The following is a 17,535-nucleotide window of genomic DNA, read 5'->3' on the forward strand; positions in this document are numbered from 1 at the left end:
ATGACAGCAAGAAAATCTTTTATCCAGTTTGTAATGTTTATGTTAATAATGACAATTTCTTCTCTTACTTTTGCCAACATAAGCAACGAAAACGCCACTGCTTATTCCTACACGATATCTGAAGATGGCGTTTGGGTAAGAACGCAAGATGCGTACCTCGTTGGAAACATACTTTTCAAAGACCTAAATTTAAAGTCCCCTGAAGATATATTTATAAGAAATGAGAAGATTTATATAGCTGAAGGTGGAAATGGTCAGATTGTAATTGTGGATATTAACAAAAGTAATAACATCAATTACATAGGAAAAGGTATATTAAGCATGCCTACAGGCGTTTTTGTTGATGAAAAAGACAGAATTTTGGTAGCAGATTATGGGCTTCGTGAGGTGCTCATGTTTGATTCAAATGGAGAACTACTTAGAAGATATAAAAGGCCAGAATCTATCGTCTTTGGTCAGAAGGCTAATTACAATCCACGAAAAGTTGTCAGCGATAAAATGGGAAACATTTATGTCGTTAGTGAAGGAACTTATGACGGAATAATTCAATTGTCGGAGGATGGTGAGTTTTTAGGGTATTTTGGAGCAAATATTACCTACCTTTCTTTTGGAGAAGCGTTGTTAAACCTCATTTTTACAAAAGAGCAGCAAGCACAATTGTTCAACATAATTCCAAAAACCTTTTACAATTTAGCTATTGACGATGAAGGCTTGATATACACAATAACACAAGGTGTTGGAGGAAATGCAATAAAAAAGCATAATGTTTCTGGTAACAATATATTAAAACAAGCAAATAGAATGGTTAGCGAGCCTAATTTCGTTGATATAACAGTTGGTAAGTACAATCAAATCTACGCTTTAACAGAAACTGGCTTGATTTATGAGTATGACTCCGAAGGTAATTTGATCTATTCTTTTGGAGGAAGGGCAATCAGTACAGAACGAAACGGTTTTTTCACTGTGCCTGTTGGTATAGCGATTGATCAAGATGACAATGTTTATGTTTTAGATAAAGAACGCGGAATAGTTCATGTTTTTTATCCAACAGCGATTACAAATATGACACATGAAGCGATTAGTTTGTATGAAAAAGGAAAGTATATCGATAGTATGTCGTATTGGCAAGAAATATTAAAGTTGAGTGGCCGATCAAGGATTGCTCACAACGGATTGGGAAAGGCGTATTTTCAGTCCCAAAACTATGAAAAGGCCGCTGAACACTTTAAAATGGCTAATAATAAAATTGATTATTCTGAGGCTTATTGGGAAATACGAAACTTATGGTTACAGAACAATATAGCAACCATTTTAATCGTTGTATTCTTGGTTTGGGTTTTGTGGCGAATTGTTAAGCTTTTAGATAAGAAATATGGTATTTTGAACGTTTTTAGAAACTCTTTTAGAAAAGTTAAAGGAGTTAAACTTGTCTCTGATGTGTTATACATGGGAAGATTCATGCTTCATCCTATTGATAGTTCGTATGATATTAAACATGGAAAAAAAGCATCTGTAATGTCAGCCACTTTTGTATATGTATTAGCTTTTATAGCTTTTGTTCTAGATTATTTATTTAAAGGTTTTATATTCAATCCAAGAGATTTCAGAGATGTTTCTTATTTGTATGTTATTATGATCTTTGGTTTACCGATAGCGCTGTGGGTGGTTTCTAACTATCTTGTTAGTACACTGAATGATGGAGAAGGTAAGTTTAGGGACGTATACTGCACAACATCTTATGCGTTAGCTCCGCTTGTACTTTTTATGCCTATTGTTACACTACTTTCTTATGTAATTACGTTGAATGAGGGATTCATTATTCAATTTGCTAGTGTGGCAATTTGGGTTTGGTGTGGGGTGTTGATCTTTGTTTCACTCAAAGAAATTCATAACTTCTCCGTAGGTGGGGTTATTAAAAATATATTGTTAACGTTATTTTTGATGTTCGTTTTTGTAATAGCTTATTTTATCGTATATATGCTGGCGAATGAGGGGTTCAACTTTATTTATACCTTAGTGAAGGAGGTTGTTTATCGCATTGAATAATCGATTATTTGCATCTTTAATAGTTGTTCTTAATTTGTTGCTTTTTATGAATATTGTTTTTGCTCAAACGCAATCTCTAGAATCTTTTTCTGATCTAGAAGAAATTATTCTTTTAGAACGAAATGAGATCTCAAATATTGGATCTAATAGGTATACAAAGCCCGAGAAAGATCAAGTTGTTGTAATAAATCAGATGGATCTTGATGATTACGAAAAGATTCTGGAAGATGATTATATTGAAGTATATTACAGAGATAAGAATGCTTCTATCAGGGTTTTAAACAAAGAAAATGGGTATATCTGGGGAGGATTACCCTCAGAAAAACCTTCTGATATGAACGTTACGTGGTCGGGAATAGGAAATTCTTTGGTGAGTATTGATTATTATGATCAGGCAGGAATAGAAAGAAAAACTAGTATCGCAGCTAACAATGTCGAGAGGGAATACGTGGTTGACGGTAATACTATCTTTTTTTCTGTTAATTTTACTCAACTTGGTATAAGTTTTGATTTCAGTGTTGAACTCAATGATGGTTCATTAATCTTTAGGTTAGATTCTGAGAGTATCAAAGAAACAGGAAAGTATATGCTAGGATCAGTGTATTTCATTCCATTTTTTGGTTCTGTTAGGGCAGATGAGATAGATGGTTATATTTTTATTCCTGATGGTCCTGGCGCTTTAATTAGATTTGATAAACCTTTTAAATATTTATCTAACTTTGAAAAAAGGGTATATGGAAAAGATTTTGCTATAGACCATCTTTTTGAAGTTAACGATCTTAAAGTAAGTAGACCTAATGATTTTGCTACCGAAGAAAAGAGTGTGTTGATGCCTGTTTTTGGAGTAGTGCATGGACCAAAACAAAACGGAGTTTTTGCTCGTATCACTTCTGGAGAGGAGTATTCTGCAATAGTTGCAACACCAGCAGGAATTTTAACAAATTATAATTGGGTTTCTGCAAAGTTTATTTACAGACAAAAATATTTGCAACCAACAACAAGAAGTGGAGCGGGAGTTCAAATTGTACAGCAAAATAGAAATCATTTTGATCCAGAGATAAGATACTACTTTTTAAGTGGAGATGACGCAGATTATGTAGGAATGGCCAAGATTTATAGAAATATGCTGTACGAAGAAGGTGTGCTAGCAAGGCAAGAAAGAATCGACAGTCAAATACCTTTAAAGATAGGAATTTTAGGTAGCGACATAGAAAAAGGTTTTATTTTCAACAGTTTAAAGGTGATTACTTCTTTGGAGCAGGCTAAAGAAATTGTTACTAAGCTAAATAGTGAAGGTATTTCAAACCTAACAGTTGTCATGAAAGGTTGGCAAAAAGGTGGGCTCAACGGTTCAAAGGTGTCAAAATTTGCTTTCGAAGAAAAGTTAGGAGAAAAAGATGAATTTTTAGAATTTTCAGATTTTGTCAATCAAAGTGGCGGAAGGTTTTATTTCTTCGAAAATCCTGTTGCCGTGAATCAATTCCAAATAGATTTACGTAAAGATGGAGGACATTCACTCTCTCAAGATTTAATAAAAATACAAAGAGATAATGATTATATATGGATCAAAGACACTTATTTAGTTAAAGTGAATTTAGTCGCAGATTATTTAGAGAACAAGGCTGAGTTGTATAAATCTAACGGTATGAAAAATATGGCTGTTGATGAAATTGGATTTAAATTGTACGCAGAAAATCAAAGAGGAAATGTTGTAACAAGGAACCAGGCAAGGTTAATGCTTGAGAAAACAGTAGAAAATATTGTAAATAACTTAGAAAATTTGGCTTTATATACACCAAACCAGTATTTTTGGAGGTATTGCTCAGAAATTTTTCATATTCCTATGGTGAATTCACAATACATCTATGAGACAGATACTGTCCCTTTTATTCAAATAGTTTTGAAAGGAAGCATAGATTATTATGCACCATATTCTAATATGGGATTTTATTCGCCAACTGATATATTAAGAATTATTGAATATGGAGCTTATCCTTCTTTTATATTAACCGCTTTAACCAATGATGAATTGAAGTATACAGCCATCTCCGATTCGTATTACTCAACATTTTTTGAAGATTGGTTTGATATGATTATAAGCACATATTACACCATAAATGAGGCTTTATCTAAAGTCGAAGGAAAGCAAATAATAGACAGGAAAGTATTAAAAGAAGGCATTGTAAAGGTTGATTATGAGGGAGATGTATCTATTATTGTAAATTATACAAACTATGATTATTACTTTGAAAAGAATGTAGTACCAAACTTAGGGTATTTGATAATTTCATAAAACGTTAATTTTAATTTCTGAAGAGATGGTCCACCTGAGTGTCTCACGATTTAATCATTTAATCAATTGTATATTCAACCTATGCGTATAAATATAGATTTAATAGTAAATACAACTAATTTGCCAACCTAAATCAAAAAAACAGGTACAAGAGCAAAACCCTCAAGGCCTTGCAGCCTGAGCATTTTACCTTTATCATCGGGAGTTGATTTAAATTGAAAAACTCAAAAAAAGAAAGATCATTTGCTGGCAAACTAACAATACGGCAAAAGTCTGCAATCAGAGGATACATCTTTTTACTACCTTGGATAATAGGCTTTTTAATTTTTACTGCGTTTCCTTTTTTCTACTCAATTTACTTGAGTATGAGCAAGGTAACTATTACTCCTACAGGGATAGTTACTCAATGGAATGGATTTAACAATTATTTGGATATTTTTACAAAAGATGTAAATTTTTTGCCGGCTTTAACAGATAGCATCGTTTTTGTAGGACTTTCAACACCTCTTATAATTGTTGCTTCATTACTTATAGCTTTAATGCTTAATAAACAGTTCAAAGGAAGAACTGTTTTCAGAGCAATTTATTTTTTACCTGTCATAATAATGAGTGGACCAGTTTTAAGCGAGCTTTTAGCCAACAAGGCTGTAAATATAATTCAACCAACAAAATTTGCAATTTATGAATTTTTTAGATTATTACCTCTAAATTTGGGTGCACCAATTCTTTATCTATTTGATAAGATAATCATTATACTATGGTTTTCAGGTGTACAGATTTTGATATTTTTAGCAGGAATTCAAAAGATCGATAAAGCATTATATGAGGCAGCACAGATTGATGGGGCTTCTTCATGGGTGATTTTTTGGAAAATTATTTTACCACAAATAAGGCCTTTAATACTAGTAAATACTATTTATACAATAGTTGATTTAGCAACGTTCCCTACCAACGCTATCAATGTAGAAATTTCTTCTAAAATGTTTCAGACAGGAAGAGTTTATAGTTATTCCGCTGCAATGTCGTGGATTTATTCGTTGATCATTCTAGCAATTTTAGGTGTGGCATTTTTAATTTTAAAAGAAAGGAAGAGTTAGCCATGAACAAAAGATTAAAAGAGAATATTTTTAAAGTAGTTATTATTATCTTACTTTTAATAATAGGATTTGCATATCTGTACCCCGTAGCTTTTATGATATCTACAAGTTTTATGGATGTAGATGATCTCGTTAACCCTACTATTCAATGGATACCATCAAAACTTTATCTCGAAAATTTTAAGATAGCTTCAAAGGTGTTGGACGTTAAAAACTCTTTGCTAAACTCTATTATTATGGCAGGTGTGCCAGCAATACTACAAACTTTTTCTAGCGCATTAATTGGGTATGGATTTGCAAGATATGAATTCCCTTTTAAAAAACTATGGTTGGCTTTGCTCTTATTTACATTTTTACTACCTGTACAAGTAACTTTAATACCTAAATACATAATGTTTAGCAGTTATGGTATGATTAATACTCCTTTACCTTCATTTCTTCCAGCCTTGTTTGGGCAGGGAATTAGAAGTACCATTTTTATACTAATTTTCTATCAATTTTTTAGTTCTTATCCAAAATCTATCGACGAAGCAGCTCAGATAGACGGTGCTGGGCATTTCACAATATTTATGAAAATAGCAATTCCCATGTCTATACCAGCAATAGTTGTTTCACTATTATTTTCCTTTGTTTGGTATTGGAATGAGACATATCTTTCAGGATTGTTTTTTGGGAATGCAATTCAGACTTTACCTATGAAACTTCAATCGTTTGTCGATGCTTATTCAAGAATGTATCCAGTAAGCGATGCTAGTTTGGCAAATAGATTAAACGAAGGAATAAGAATGGCTGCAACTTTGATTACTATCATTCCATTACTTATATTATATGCACTCTTACAGAAACAGTTTGTTGAAAGTATAGATAGAACCGGGATAACAGGAGAATAAAATTAATTTTAAATGGGTTCAAGGGCGAAGCCCTCGCCCTTCCTTGGTAGCAATTGCCAAGGAAGTCAAAATTCCCTTTTCAAGGAGGAACAATAACGATGAGTAAAAGGAGGAGTTTAAAACATAACTTTTTAATTTTTCTCTCAATTATTTTAACAATAAGTTGTTTATTATATGGAGGTGAAGGTACTACAATGAACTACCGAATCAATACAGATGTGGAAGTCTGGCTAACAACATCTAATCAAAAAAATCTTTTATCACAACAACCGTCTTTATCATCCTTTGAAAAAACTGGAAAAACTGATGAATCAGTCACACAAATTGAAGTAAATCCAAAGATTACTTACCAAGAAATGGACGGATTTGGTGCTTCTTTAACAGATGCTTCTGCATGGCTTATTTACAACGTTTTAGATGAAAAACAACAGAAAGAACTAATGTACGAGCTTTTTAGTTCGGAAAAAGGGATAGGAATATCGTTTTTGCGTCAACCAATGGGGGCTAGCGATTTCGCTCTTAAAATGTATACCTACGATGATGTTCCTGAAGGAGAGGAAGATTTTGAATTAAAATATTTCAGCATTGATCATGATAAAGAGTACATAATACCATTAATAAAAAAAGCATTGGAAATAAATCCTGATCTCAAAGTCATGGCATCTCCTTGGAGTCCGCCAGCATGGATGAAAACGTCACGCAGTCTTATTGGTGGATCATTGCGCGAAGAATGTTACGACGTTTATGCACGGTATTTTGTTGAGTTTATTAAAGCATATGAAAAGGAAGGTATTCCTATATATGCAATAACCGTACAAAATGAACCATTATACGTTCCCAAAGAATATCCAGGAATGTTCATGTCCCCTGAGGCTCAAGCTTTGTTTATAAACGAATACCTTGGCCCTCTGTTTGAAAAAGAAAACATTGATACTTTGATACTTTGTTATGATCATAATTGGGACAATATAGAGTATCCTGAGATCGTTTTAAAGAAGGTTGGAAAGTATGTAGCAGGAACTGCGTGGCATGTTTATGGTGGAGACCATTCTGCAATGTCAAAAATAAAAGAAAAGTTTCCAGAAAAAGAAGCTTGGCTGACAGAAGCTTCGGGAGGCGAATGGGTACCCCCATTTTTTGATGCTTTTGCTGATCAAATGACTCATATCATCCGTGGAACTAGGAATTACGCAAAAAGTATTGTGTGGTGGAATATGGCTCTAGATCAAAACAATGGTCCCACGGTTCTTAAACATAGTACGTGTAGAGGTATCGTAACAATCGATACAGACAAAAGAGATATAACCTACAACGTTGATTATTATACGATGGGTCATATTAGTAAGTTTGTTCAACCTGGGGCTTATCGTATAGAATCTACAAATATTCAGAGCATTGTTGAAACAACAGCTTTTAAAAATCCTGATGATTCGATAGTACTAATTGTATACAACAGGACAAATAACAACAAAAAATTATCTATAACATATGGAGATTCTGAATTTAATTACACACTTAGAGGAAAATCTGCAGTTACTTTTATATGGAACAATTAAAACCCAGTAAAAACACAAATACTAATACAAACAAGGAGTGAAAGAAGTGGAAAGAGACATAAAAGATCTAATCTCGCAGATGACGCTTGAAGAAAAAGCGAGTCTATGTTCAGGTTTAGACAATTGGCACACAAAACCCATAGAAAGGTTAGGAATACCTTCAATAAGGATGAGTGATGGACCACATGGATTAAGAAAAGAAGTACCAAACCAAAGAAACAGTGTCCCCTCAACATGTTTTCCCACAGCAGCTACTACAGCATGTTCTTGGGATAGGGAATTAATAAAACAATTAGGAAAAGCACTTGCAGAAGAATGTCAAGCAGAAGGTATAGATATAATCTTAGGACCAGCAATCAACATAAAAAGGTCACCACTTTGCGGAAGAAACTTTGAATACTTTTCAGAAGATCCATACCTATCAGGTCAATTAGCAACAGCCTACATACAAGCAGTACAAAGTTTAGGAGTAGGAACCTCCTTAAAACATTACGCAGCAAATAATCAAGAGCACAGAAGATTCACAATAGATGAAATAATAGATGAAAGGACGTTAAGAGAAATATACCTCACAAACTTTGAAGGACCGGTAAAAGAAGGAAACCCTTGGACAATCATGTGCTCATACAACAGGATAAATGGAACATTAGCTTCAGAAAACAAATACACGCTAACAGATATATTAAGGAACGAATGGGGATTTGAAGGGTTTGTAGTATCAGACTGGGGAGCGGTAAATGAAAGGGTAGAAGCAATAAAAGCAGGCCTTGACTTAGAGATGCCATCAAGTTATGGTATAGGAGACAAAAAGATAGTAGAAGCAGTAAAACGAGGAGAACTTGACGAAAAAATATTAGACCAAACAGTAGAAAGACTATTAAAAATCATATTCAAAGCGATAGAAAACAGGAAAGAAAACGCAACTTACAACAAAGAAGAACATCATAAACTTGCAAGAAAGATAGCAGCAGAAAGCATAGTACTACTAAAGAACCAAGACAACATCCTCCCACTAAAAAAAGAAGGAACCATAGCAATAATAGGAGGATTTGCAAAAAATCCAAGATATCAAGGAGGAGGAAGTTCACACGTCAACCCAACAAAACTGGATAATGCACTAGAAGAAATAGAAAAGATAGTTCAAGGGAAAGCAAACGTTTTATATGAAGAAGGATACAGTTTGGAAACAGATGAAATGAACCAAGAACTCATAGAAAAAGCAAAAGAAACAGCAAAGAAATCGGATGTAGCGATAATCTTTGCAGGATTACCAGAAAGATACGAATCGGAAGGATACGATAGAACACACATGAAAATGCCAGAAAACCACAACAAATTAATAGAAGAAGTGACAAAGGTACAACCAAACACAATAGTAGTATTAAGTAACGGATCGCCAGTAGAGATGCCTTGGGTAGATAAAGTAAAAGGGATAATAGAAAGTTATCTAGGAGGCCAAGCTGGAGCTGGAGCGGTAGCAGACATACTCTTTGGAGAAGTAAACCCAAGTGGAAAACTAGCAGAAACCTTCCCAAAGAAACTAAGTCATAACCCATCATACTTAAACTTTCCTGGAGAAGGAAACAAAGTAGAGTATAGAGAAGGAGTCTTTGTAGGATACAGATACTACGACAAAAAAGAGATAGAACCACTATTCCCATTTGGATATGGACTAAGTTATACAACGTTTGAATACACAGATATAACTGTAGACAAAAAAGAAATAACAGACAAAGAAACAATAGAGGTAAAAGTTAAAGTAAAAAACACAGGAAAAGTAAAAGGCAAAGAGATAGTACAACTATACGTAAAAGATATAGAAAGCACATTAAACAGACCCGAAAAAGAATTAAAAGGATTTGAAAAGATAGAATTAGAGCCAGGAGAAGAAAAGACAGTAACATTCACTTTAGACAAAAGAGCTTTTGCATATTACAACACAGAAATAAAAGATTGGCATGTAGAAAGTGGAGAGTTTGAGGTACTGGTAGGTAGATCATCAAAAGATATAGAATTAAAAGAAACAGTTAAACTGAATTCAACGGTTACTATCAAGAAAAAATACGATAGGAATTCGCTTGTAAGAGATTTGTTGGAAGACTCAAAAACAGAAAAAATAATTTTAGATTTAGTAGATAGTATACTAGAAAAGATAAAAGAACCTGGTAGGGAAAAAGAAGATGTGAACAATGTGATAAAATGGATTATAGATATGCCACTAAGAGGATTAGTCAGTTTCAGTAAAGGAAACTTCACCGACGAAATGCTGCATAAGTTACTAGAAGTATTGAATAAATAATAGTAGAGACGCCCGTGTAGGGCGTCTCTTGTTTTTCTAATAAGTGTTGATAAGTTACTTTTTAAATTATTCCATATTCGCTTTTTCATAATTTTAAAATCATAAGAACTATTCTTGCCAAATACTATATTTTAATTTGTTATAGCCTTCTTTATCATTAGGTTTTCTAAACGCGAATAAATGTTCGTACATGATTAAGTAAAAATTGCCTTTTTCAGCTTGATTTTTTCCAATAAGGTGTTGAACTTTAATAATGTCTTCTTTTAAGATAAATTTATTATATAGGACTCTTTAGAATCCTAAAGCTCCTTTTTCAAGCTCTATTATGAAATCTTTTAAATTGAAATATTAGATAAATCCTCTTTTCTCTCTCAGGAAAGGACTAAATAGTTGTATATTCTTTTTTAAAATTTATATCTTCCATAGAATTTCTTCCAATAATCCTTCACGTACAAAATGAAGATTTAAAAGGTAATCAATTTTTTCAAATGCTTTATAAAGCTGATTTTTTTGGCCCTTCCAACCATATCCATCACTAATCCAAATAAAATCAATTCCATTTTCTTTTAACTCATTTTGCCTTTCAATATAGGAATCAACAATCTCTTGAGGTTTTGAACCAGGTGTAGAATAAAAATTAGTTTCAATGTTTATGAATGTATTTTTATTTTTAATTATAATAAAATCGGCTTTTCTGTTTTTAATTCTAGAGTTAATAGGAATTCCATATTTTTTCTTTAAATAATTAAAATTATTTTGAGTTACTATTTCGAAGTTATCTTTATGCTTAGTTACTATCTTTTTAATAATTGGATCTAATAATTGTTCCATACTGTGTCCACTTCTGTTCTTTCGAGCGTTAGTATCCATTCCAACTTCGATCCCTAAAACATAATCTTGAATACTTTTAGAAGCTAATTCAACAAAGAAATTTTTTAGACCAGTTTTATCAAAGAATTCAATGATTTGTTCGATTTCTTTTTCGGATAGTTTTTTATTAGTAAAGTCATAATCTATGATTTTGAAATCTATATCAGCAAAATTGTCAATTATAGATAGTTCTTTATCTCGAATTGCTAGGAGAATTGGGATTAGAGGGATAACTTCAGGATAACGACGAAGTATTGTTTTTAAGTCTTCATCGAACTGATTGCTTCCAATTAACGAATTTAAAATATTTAACTCAATTTTATAAGTATCAATATTCTTTCTAATTTTGTCCCAGTTTACAAAAAAATTATAAGTCCTGTTGGTTTTTATAAGTGTCTCTAAAAAATTTAGTATAATATCTTCTATGTTTGTTGTTTTAAAAAACTCAAAATAAATAGGATTCACAATACACCTCGTGTTTATAAACTAAATTTAATGATAATTTCTAATAATTAGTTCGTTTATAGTACCGCGTTTAGTTGAATCTCTATTTATAGTTCTCTTTGCATTAACTCTCTCAATATTAAAACCCGAATATAATTTGTCAAAAAAGTTATCTTTTTCATCAACAACTTTAGGATCAGAGTTGCTAAGCATTAAAAAAGCTCCCATTTTATCTACATCTCTAAAAAATTGTGCCAATCTGATTTGATCTTTTTCATCAAAACCATTTTCTGAGTAAGATGTGAAATAAGAAGTTGAGTTTAAAGGTCTGTAAGGTGGATCAAGATATATAAATGTGTTTTTTTCTACATATTTTTTTGATTCTTCAAAATCTGCACATATGATTTTAGTGTTTTTTAAGGCTTTATTAGCTTCTAATAAATTTAAGGTGTCGCATATAGTAGGATTTGTATACTTGCCGAAAGGAACATTAAATTCGCCTTTACTATTTACCCTGAAGAGCCCGTTAAAACATGTTTTATTTAAGAATATTAGATATGAAGCTCTTTCTATCCAACTTGAGTCATATTGTTCATAGTTGAAATATTTTTTTTGCTCATTGTACTTTTTTCTTACGTTATAAAAAAAATCTTTTCTTTCTTCCTGTGAAAGTTTTAAGAATTTAGATTCGATTTTTTCTAAGCGAGAAATAAGCTTTTCTACATCGTTTTGAACTACTTTATAACCGACTATTAATTCTTTGTTAATATCAATTAGAATTGCTTCTTTGATATAATAATTACTTCTTAAGAAAAAAAAGAAGGCACCTCCTCCAACAAACGGTTCAATATAACGAACTATTTTTTCTTCTTTCAATATTTTAGGAGGCAGTCTTTTATTTAAATCTTCTAAAAGCTGTCCTTTACCCCCTGCCCATTTTAGAAATGGTTTGGCATTTATTTGGTATATATGACTTTGATTGAAACTTAGATTTAGTTGCTGATACATTGATGATATACCTCCAAGTTCAAAAATATGACCTTGAAACTATTCTATGTCGCTTTTATATGATAACATATTATTTTTCATGAAATTGGTTTATTTTACATTATGTTTAAACTAATATATTCTTGTGGAGAGAGAAACACTTTTTTAGCGTGATATAATTAAAATTATGAAGACAAATATGGTGTTTTCAAGCATAAAAATTATTTTGAAATATAATTCTTTTCTTATTATTAGATAAATGTAAATTTTTGGTTTATCTTTTAGTAATAATATATCAACGGAAACAATTAGCCCTTGTTTTTAATAATTACCGATTATATCTCAATTATTCTTCCTGCTCCACCTTCAAGATATGCATTAGGATATATTTGTTTTATTTGATCTTTCTGTTCTGTACAATGAGTAGCACAAATTAGTTTGAATCCCTCTAAAGATTCAGCGGGGGTACTATGCAGGCCCCCAATAATCCCATAGACTTCACCAAATTGAGAAGCAGCTTTTAATATATCCTCCATCTTTGGATGAGAACACTCTGTTTGGTGATACGCTTAGCTTTCGCATATTGTTGAGCAAAATTTTTCCACTACTACCTGTATCAAACAGTACTTTTGGAGCACCTTCTTTTTCTATCAAAACTGAAAATCCCCAATTAAGTTCCAAGTCTTTGTTATATACAGCGTTATCGTAAAGGATAGTTACCTTCATTGGTTCCTCTACTTTCTATAATCTACCTCAATTTTCTTTAAACACATACATTTTATTATATCAAATTTCTATTATATTATGCATGTTTAAAATAATTAGGTAAAATGAAAAGTGTATAGTAAAATAAACATGGAATAAAAAAGTTGTGGTCTTCTGTATTTTGCCAATTGCAAATGGATGTTGATTTTAAATTCAATACATTATTGTGATTAGGGCTATAGTATAATAAAAGTTAAAAATAGTTTGTGTATTCAAATTAAAGGAGGAGAACACTTTTGAACGATTTAGATTTTTTGACAGCTGATTTGCCCGAAGATGTTAATAATTTAATATATTGTGGAAAATTTGAAGAAGCAAGTAGATTGATTGATATTTACTTAGCTAGAAACATTTCAAATGTGTTGAAGCAACGGTTAAACTTTGAAAAGTACAGAATCGATGTTCTTAAAAATGAATACATATATACTTTCGAAGAAGCTTTAGATCTTGCACAGGAAAAAATTGAGGATTTTACAAGGCAAGAATTACAGGAATTGAAAGACCAGCGTTATGCAGACTGGATATACATTGAAGGAAGAGAGATGTTCGGTAGACGATTTTTAGACAATATTATAAAAGTGCATCCAACAATTAAAGATCGTCTAAGAATTAAAGAAAAAGAAGATGAAGCTGAAAAGGACTTCTTAGACAACACTATAAAAGAAATTATTGAAAAAGGCAAAAAAGGCTATTTCATTCATCTCAAAACTGGTATTAAGATAAAAAATGAGCATGTCAGAATTAATGAAACTGTGAGGGTTCACTTGCCTATTCCACAAAAAGCTCAACAGATTAGCAACATTAAAATACTCAACACCTCTCAGACTGCAAAATTTATCTCTCCAGAAACATATCCCCAACGAACAATATTCTTTGAAGAACAATTAAAAGAAAACGAAAGTTTTACGGTTGAATATTCATACGAAAATCATGTAAAATATGTAAATCCTGATTTTAATAAAGTGCTTAAAAGGCAGCCCAAATTTCATACAAATGAATGGCTACCTCAAATTAACTTTTCTCCGTTCTTGATAGATTTGGCAACAGAAATAGTTAAGGATGAGAAAAATCCTTTACTCAAGGCTAGAAAGATTTATGATTATATAACTCAAAATGTTCAGTATTCTTATGTCAGACCTTATGTCTCAATTGTAAATATTCCAGAATATGGTGCATACAATTTGAAAGGAGATTGCGGTGTTCAAGCACTTTTATTTATAACTTTGTGTAGAATTGTAGGAATTCCTGCAAAATGGCAATCGGGTTTGTACGTAACTCCATATGGTGTCGGTCCTCACGATTGGGCGCAGTTTTATATTGAACCATATGGATGGTTATTTGCAGATCTTTCTTTTGGAGGCAGCGCTTACAGGGCTAAAAATGAAAGAATATGGAACTTCTATTTTGGTAATCTAGATCCCTTTAGGATGGTTGCTAATTCAGAATTTCACTATGATATCTTACCTGAAAAGAGATTCTTAAGATCCGATCCATATGACAATCAAGTAGGTGAGGTGGAATATCTTGACAAAGGTTTGTCAAGAAATGAATTTGATGTTATAATGGACATAATAGATGTACATGAGATTTAGCTTTAATATCTAAATTAAACTTAAAATCTCCTCTCTTTTTAGAGGGGTTTTTTATTATTTGTCAGGTATTTCCAGTAATAAAATAAGTTTGTTTTATGTTAATAATTAAAAAATCATAAAAATAATCAATTACACTGTGATAAAGGTCATTAAAAGGATTTATTGTTAAGTAGAACAAAATCCCTTGGTTTATCTCAAAAATTGTCATTTGCTTTTTAATTTTTTAAATATTATAATCATTATAATGATTAGTATGAATATTATGAAAAGGAGTCTTGAAAAGGATGCATTTGAATGGAAAATTAAATTACTCTTCTAAAGAACCTTTATACCATCAATTAAAAGAAATCATACGAAAAAATATTCTTCTAGGTGTTTTTCAACCAGGTGACAAGATACCAACGGAAGATGAGCTTTCTGAGACCTTTGGGGTAAGTAAATCAGTAGTCAGACAGGCAGTTGCGCTGCTTGTTCAAGAGGGATTTTTGGTAAAAAGGCAAGGGATTGGTACCTTTGTTGTTGATAATCGAATAAAACAGGGGCCTAGAAAACTAACAAGCTTTTCGGAAGAAATGAAATCAAAGGGACTTGAACCAAAATCAGTAGTGTTAGAAAATGGAATCATTGAAGCAAATAAAAAGATAGCAGAAGCTTTAGCTGTAGAGATTGGAACTCCTGTAATAATGGTTAAAAGAATAAGATATGCACAAGATGAACCGATAGGTATTCAAACATTCTATACCCTAGAAAAACTTGCCCCTGATTTCTTCAACAACTCTCTAACTCAATCATTATACAACCTACTTGAAACTCGATATGGGCTAAATATTGTTAAAGCAGAAGAAAAGTATTATGCCACTATTTTAGACAATCACGAATGTAAGCTCTTAAAGGTAAAACCACCTTTTGCGGGATTTATTGTAGAGCGAGTTGGTTATGATGTTTCTGACATACCTGTAGAATACACTGAATCGGTTATTAGAGCCGACAAATATTCTGTAGAAATTATTTTGAGGAAGTGAAAGAAGTGAAAATATTGACTTTAGATATTGGTGGTACTTATATTAGATCTGCAATTTGTAATGAATCAGGTATATTAACAGACAAAGCAAAATTCAATACGCCTCAAAGTCCTGATGAAGTAATAAAACTTTTTCTAAAAATATACGAAAAGTACAACGATATCGACAGTTTTGGAGTTTCTGTTGGTGGAGCAGTTTTAGATGAAGGTTATGTATGGCTTCCAAATGCCTTTGGAGGTGATCCATACCCTTTAAAGGGTAAGTTAGAAGATAGAACCGGTTTAGAAATTAATATTTTAGATGACAGAGTATCTGGATTAATAGGAGAAACATGGAAAGGTGCAGCAGTAAACTCAAAAAATTCTGCTTATTACATTATTGGAACCGGCGTTGGACTGGGCATTCAAGTTCATGGACATGTTATTAAAGGAGCGCATGGAGCTGCTGGTTCAATAGGCTGGATACCTATAGGAGAAGAAAATGACTTTTCAAACAAGGTTGGAGTGCTTGAATCTAATATTTCTGGATATTATATGAGTAAAAATTACGAAAGAATGTGTAAAAAGAGTGTTAAAGGGGCTTTTGATATTTTTAATGATTATGAAAAGGGAGGTGAATGCTCACAACAGTTTATATCAAATGTTTCCATTCTTTTAGGAAAAAGTTTGGCTACAATTATTAACATTTTAGATCCTGAAATAATAATCATGGCAGGAAGTGTTGGACAAAGATGGAATATCTTTAAATTCCAGGTAGAAGAAATTATGGAAAGATATCTTAGTCCCATTATCAAAAATATAGAAATAGTTCCCTCTGTTTTAGGAGAAGATGCACAATTAATAGGAATTGGAAAGTACGCATTAAATTATATGAATAGGAGATGACGAGGTTGTATTTTGAAAAATATTTAGAGGGTGTAGAAGGAATAATTAACAACATTAAAAAGGAAAACGAAGCAATTGAAAAAGTGAGTAAGATAATGGTAGATTGTATTTACAACGGTGGATTTGTTCATCTTTTTGGTAGCGGACATTCCGTAATTCCTGCGTTGGATGCTTTCCCAAGATATGGTAGTTTTATTGGTTTAAACGCACTCACAGATCCTAGACTTATGTGGTTTAGTCCGACAGGTCCTGCAAGTGCTCCTGGTCTTCTTATTATAGAAAGAAAAGAAGGATACGTTAAAGATGCATATTTGAGATATCAACCAATAAGAAAAGGCGACGTTATGATTGTATATTCTCACGGAGGGGTAAATGCTGCACCCGTTGAGGCTGCATTATATGGAAAAGAAGTAGGTGCAAAGGTTGTGGCGATTACTTCTTTAGAAAATCAAAAGAGGGCAAAGGCAACCCATTCTTCTGGTAAAAAACTTTCAGACATTGCAGACGTCCTGATAGACAATTGTGTTCCGCATGAAGACGCTATCGTACCTTTAGAAGGTAGAAATGAAAAAGTTGGAGCTACATCTTCAATTGCTACTATCGCTATCACTCAGTCACTATTGGTAGAAACTGCAACTATATTAAACAACAAGAGTTATGATTTGAAAATTTTTGTATCTCCAAACGTGCCAGGATTTGGAGTAGAGTATAACATTACAGTCTTTGACGAGCACAACAGAAAAATAACAAAACATTAGTTAAATGTTTTATTTCCTCTACAAAAAGTAAC

General features: G+C 32.3%; 14 protein-coding genes. 10 read left to right on the top strand and 4 right to left on the bottom strand.

What is annotated here, in order from left to right:
• From X924_RS04535 to X924_RS04560, 6 genes are all read left to right on the top strand, one after another.
• Positions 1 to 2,046, top strand: a complete 2,046-nt coding sequence (locus X924_RS04535) for a YIP1 family protein (protein WP_121957760.1) — start codon at positions 1 to 3, stop codon at positions 2,044 to 2,046.
• Complete coding sequence (locus X924_RS04540) at positions 2,039 to 4,339, top strand: DUF5696 domain-containing protein (protein ID WP_121957761.1); 2,301 nt, start codon at positions 2,039 to 2,041, stop codon at positions 4,337 to 4,339. Before X924_RS04535 ends, X924_RS04540 begins: the two co-directional genes overlap by 8 nt.
• Before the next feature lie 215 nt (positions 4,340 to 4,554).
• On the top strand, positions 4,555 to 5,436 hold the full coding sequence (locus X924_RS04545) for a carbohydrate ABC transporter permease (RefSeq protein WP_121957762.1): 882 nt from the start codon (positions 4,555 to 4,557) through the stop codon (positions 5,434 to 5,436).
• Between the two features lie 2 nt (positions 5,437 to 5,438).
• A complete protein-coding gene (locus tag X924_RS04550; protein WP_121957763.1) occupies positions 5,439 to 6,326 on the top strand; it encodes a carbohydrate ABC transporter permease in 888 nt (295 codons plus the stop codon).
• 98 nt (positions 6,327 to 6,424) lie between these two features.
• Positions 6,425 to 7,882, top strand: a complete 1,458-nt coding sequence (locus tag X924_RS04555; RefSeq protein WP_121957764.1) for a glycoside hydrolase family 30 beta sandwich domain-containing protein — start codon at positions 6,425 to 6,427, stop codon at positions 7,880 to 7,882.
• A gap of 46 nt (positions 7,883 to 7,928) precedes the next feature.
• Positions 7,929 to 10,181 carry a glycoside hydrolase family 3 C-terminal domain-containing protein gene (locus tag X924_RS04560; protein ID WP_121957765.1) on the top strand — a complete coding sequence of 751 codons (2,253 nt, stop codon included), beginning with the start codon at positions 7,929 to 7,931 and terminating at the stop codon, positions 10,179 to 10,181.
• 411 nt (positions 10,182 to 10,592) lie between these two features.
• Here X924_RS04560 and X924_RS04565 read toward each other — a convergent pair whose 3' ends face one another.
• From X924_RS04565 to X924_RS10205, 4 genes are all read right to left on the bottom strand, one after another.
• Positions 10,593 to 11,516, bottom strand: a complete 924-nt coding sequence (locus X924_RS04565; RefSeq protein WP_121957766.1) for a type II restriction endonuclease — start codon at positions 11,514 to 11,516, stop codon at positions 10,593 to 10,595.
• Between the two features lie 27 nt (positions 11,517 to 11,543).
• Entirely contained in the window at positions 11,544 to 12,503 is a 960-nt protein-coding gene (locus tag X924_RS04570) for a Dam family site-specific DNA-(adenine-N6)-methyltransferase (protein WP_121957767.1), read from the bottom strand.
• A 314-nt stretch (positions 12,504 to 12,817) separates the two neighbouring features.
• Positions 12,818 to 13,018 carry a hypothetical protein gene (locus tag X924_RS10200; protein WP_199172629.1) on the bottom strand — a complete coding sequence of 67 codons (201 nt, stop codon included), beginning with the start codon at positions 13,016 to 13,018 and terminating at the stop codon, positions 12,818 to 12,820.
• The gene (locus tag X924_RS10205; protein WP_199172630.1) at positions 12,981 to 13,208 is read right to left on the bottom strand and encodes a hypothetical protein; all 228 of its coding nucleotides are present in this window, start codon (positions 13,206 to 13,208) and stop codon (positions 12,981 to 12,983) included. The genes X924_RS10200 and X924_RS10205 overlap by 38 nt, the downstream gene beginning before the upstream one ends.
• A 275-nt stretch (positions 13,209 to 13,483) precedes the next feature.
• On the opposite strand from X924_RS10205, the gene X924_RS04580 reads away from it, so the two are divergent.
• From X924_RS04580 to X924_RS04595, 4 genes are all read left to right on the top strand, one after another.
• Positions 13,484 to 14,839: a transglutaminase-like domain-containing protein gene (locus X924_RS04580; RefSeq protein ID WP_121957768.1), complete on the top strand. Its 1,356-nt coding sequence runs from the start codon at positions 13,484 to 13,486 to the stop codon at positions 14,837 to 14,839.
• Positions 14,840 to 15,123: 284 nt separating this feature from the next.
• Positions 15,124 to 15,861, top strand: coding sequence for a GntR family transcriptional regulator (locus X924_RS04585; RefSeq protein ID WP_121957769.1), 738 nt, complete (start codon positions 15,124 to 15,126; stop codon positions 15,859 to 15,861).
• 5 nt (positions 15,862 to 15,866) lie between these two features.
• Entirely contained in the window at positions 15,867 to 16,745 is an 879-nt protein-coding gene (locus tag X924_RS04590) for an ROK family protein (RefSeq protein WP_158245313.1), read from the top strand.
• A complete protein-coding gene (locus X924_RS04595; RefSeq protein WP_121957771.1) occupies positions 16,742 to 17,503 on the top strand; it encodes a sugar isomerase domain-containing protein in 762 nt (253 codons plus the stop codon). The genes X924_RS04590 and X924_RS04595 overlap by 4 nt, the downstream gene beginning before the upstream one ends.
• Positions 17,504 to 17,535 lie beyond the last annotated feature (32 nt).

The organism is Petrotoga sp. 9PWA.NaAc.5.4 (assembly GCF_002895485.1).
Lineage (GTDB): Bacteria > Thermotogota > Thermotogae > Petrotogales > Petrotogaceae > AZRK01.